Source organism: Novipirellula sp., assembly GCF_041583735.1.
In the GTDB taxonomy this organism is placed as follows: domain Bacteria; phylum Planctomycetota; class Planctomycetia; order Pirellulales; family Pirellulaceae; genus Novipirellula.
The window spans coordinates 1-3,213 of the sequence record NZ_JBFHFD010000829.1; the positions used below are offsets into that span (position 1 = coordinate 1).

The 3,213-nt window shown below is 58.7% G+C and carries 2 protein-coding genes; one reads left to right on the forward strand and one right to left on the reverse strand.

Going from position 1 to position 3,213, the window contains the following annotated elements; genetic code table 11:
* On the forward strand, positions 1-2,518 hold a 2,518-nt coding region (locus ABX962_RS33365; RefSeq protein ID WP_372725997.1), incomplete at its 5' end, for a hypothetical protein.
* A 410-nt stretch (positions 2,519-2,928) separates the two neighbouring features.
* Here ABX962_RS33365 and ABX962_RS33370 read toward each other — a convergent pair.
* A partial coding sequence (locus tag ABX962_RS33370; protein WP_372725998.1) for a hypothetical protein occupies positions 2,929-3,213 on the reverse strand: 285 nt, incomplete at its 5' end.

The window sequence follows — 3,213 nt, forward strand, 5'->3', positions numbered from 1 at the left end:
CGGCGACGTCGCCCCGATCAGTCAACCGGTCGCGTCCGACGCCGCTGCGAACTATGGCAGCGTGGCGCAAGTCCAGTACACCGAACCCGCCAATGGTCCAGCCAACTCGATGCCGCTGCCCGACTCGCTGGGTGCCAGTCCTGCCGAAGCCCCGTCGTTCGGTGCCCCTTCGTTTGATGCCCCTTCGTTTGATGCCCCTTCGTTTGATGCCCCTTCGTTTGAAGGTGCGGCGCTGCAAACACCTCAACCCTCTGCTGCAACCGACGCTCCGAATTTCGATGTCCCTAGCTTTGATCCCCCTGCTGCAGATTCGGCTGCCGCCGAGCCGATGCCGACTGCGGAAAGTTCCGGTTGGGGATTGCCTGCCGCGTTGATGGGAATCAACGATTCCGCCCTTGCCGCAGACGCTACGCAAAACAATGCAGTGATGGCGATGGACGTGCCAACGGAAGACCCCCAAATGGGCGACAACGAGGCCGCAACAATGGGAATACCGACAGCCGCAACGATGATGCCGCCTGCTGAAGAGTCGCAAGCCTTCGGCAATCCAGCCGCAGCTTCCGAACAACCAAGCAACCTGCTTCGTGGTGACAATTCGCTTCGCGGCGACACCTCCGAAATGGCATACGACAGCACCGCTCAAACGAAGTCGGCCGACTCGGCAGCAAGCCTACAGTCGTCGCCTTCGTTCAGCCCAACCGCCGACGCGAATGGTCGGTACGGTGGCTCTGCTGCGGCCAACGAACCTGCGATCGCCAATGGCCCCACCGCATCCAATGGGCCCGCTGAACCGTACGCGCCAGCTGATTCATACGGGCCAGCTGATTCATACGGGCCAGCTGATTCATACGGGCCGGCTGCTAACTATGGCCCCGCTGATTCATACGGCCCAGCTGCTAACTACGGGCCGGCTGCCAGTGACGCTCGTGTGGACGCGATGACCGCCCCTCAAGCCTATCCCGCCGAAACGCCCTCCTACAACGCTGGCGGCAACGTCGCCAACGAGCGAATCGCATCACGCACGCTGCAACCGGGGATGATGAATCAACCGGCTCCCGCACCGGCCCCTCAACAATTTGACGCCCCGATTGCGGCACAACCCGTCCGCGTCAATCCGGCGGATACGCTTGCGTCGCCTGGCGATCGCCGACTCGAAGGCGTGCAATCGCCCAGTATCGTGATCCAAAAACGAGCTCCGAGCGAAGTCAAAGTCGGCAAACCCGCTTCGTTTGTCATTCACGTCCAGAACGTCGGTTCGGTCGAAGCACTCGACGTGCAAGTTCATGACCGCGTTCCGCAAGGGATGCGGATGATCGACGCATCACCAGCGCCCCAGCAACAAGGCGAAATCTTGGTTTGGGAACTCGGCGCGATGCCAGCCGGTGACGAACGCACCGTAACGATGCAGTTGGTCCCTGAACAAGAAGGCGAACTCGGCAGTGTCGCTCGTGTGACCTTCGAAGCCGCCGCATCGGTGCGAACGATGAGCACTCGGCCGGAATTGAAGGTCATACAACGTGCCCCCGAACAAGTACTGATCGGGCAACAGCTCGAAATCGAAGTCGAAGTTTCCAACCCAGGAACCGGAGCCGCCACGGGCGTCGTCGTTCAAGAAGACGTCCCCGATGGACTGGAACACCCCAAGGGCAAACAGCTTGACAATTTGCTGGGCGAATTGGCGCCGGGCGAAACGCGTCACCAAGTACTGCGAATGCGAGCGGTTGCTCCGGGTATGATCCAGAACACGATTCGCTTGGTTGCCGATGATGGATTGACCACCGAACACACCGTGAACGTCGAGGTCGTTGCTCCGGAGATTCAAGTCGCGCTTGCCGGTCCGGCTCGCCGTTTCTTGGAACGTCCCGCGACCTATCAACTCGAGATCGTCAACAACGGTACCGCCGATGCGACTCGGGTCGAAATCAAAGCACAACTCGATCGCGGTTTCACCTTTGTCAGCACCGACTTCGAAGGCCAATACGACCCCGCTCAACACGCCGTCTCTTGGTATCTGGAAAGTTTGCCCAAGGGCGGACGTGGCAAAGTTCCCTTGACACTGCTGCCAGTCGAAGAGGGCAACCGCAAGATCGTTCTGGATGCCCGAGCGGATCTGGGCGTGATCGCGAAGAGCGAAAGTTCGGTGACGGTCGAATCGCTTGCCGAGATGACATTCCAGATCAGCGACTCCGCGGACCCGATCGAAGTGGGCGGCGAATCGACCTACGAAATTCGCGTCAAAAACAGCGGCTCGCGTGACGACAGCAACGTGCGAGTGCAACTGCAACTTCCACCGGGCATCGAACGAATTGCCTCGGACGGCGACGCACAAGAAGACGGCCGCGGCGGAATGTTCTTTGCTCCGAAACCGTTGCTCGCTGCCAACAGCGAATTGGTTTACCGAGTCCGCGTTCGCGGCGTTGCCGAAGGCACCCATATCGTCAAAGCGATCGTCACCAGCGATCAATCCGCGGTGCCAGTGACCAAAGAAGAGAGCACGATGGTGTACTCGGACCGCTAAGATCAGCCCGACCCTCTGAACTCGCGTATCAAATTAAGCCCCCGGTAATCCCGGGGGCTTTTTTTTCGTATGTTCGATGGAGCCTTAGCCTGGTCCGCTAAAACGTTGGTATTAACGTCGGATATTAGAGGTGACTTTTTCTTCCGGCCGATAGTGCAGTTACCTCTCCACCGACGAAGTCGGGGGAGAGGTCGAGCACGCCCTAAAGGCGTTGCTCGGGTGAGGGGGCGACCGCGCTATCGACGAGCAATCCCGGTGCAAACGTCGTTATCGTCGGCGAGTGGATCGCTCGGTCAGCCCCCTCACCCGAACGTCGCTGAAGGCTCCGTTCGACCTCTCCCCCAATGGAAATTGGTGGAGAGGTGGCAGAAATGCCAACGCAACTACAAAACCACAGCAACTTCAAACTTTTAACGGTCCAGGCTAACCCCAAGCCCAGCGAGCAACAGTTCGTCCTGTTGGCTTGTCTCCAGTGAGGTGACAATCCAGGCTGTAAAAGTTCGGGTTTTGGCGAGATCAATGATCAAAGCATTTTCACTATAACCATTCGCGCCGAACGAACGACGTGCTCGGCAACGAACACCGCAACTCAATGAAGGATGCCGGGGGAGAACAAGATCGAAATCGCCGCCTACTTCGATGCAATCGATTTGTAGTTTAAAGCGGCGCAAAATCGAGCCGGTTGAATTCATTTC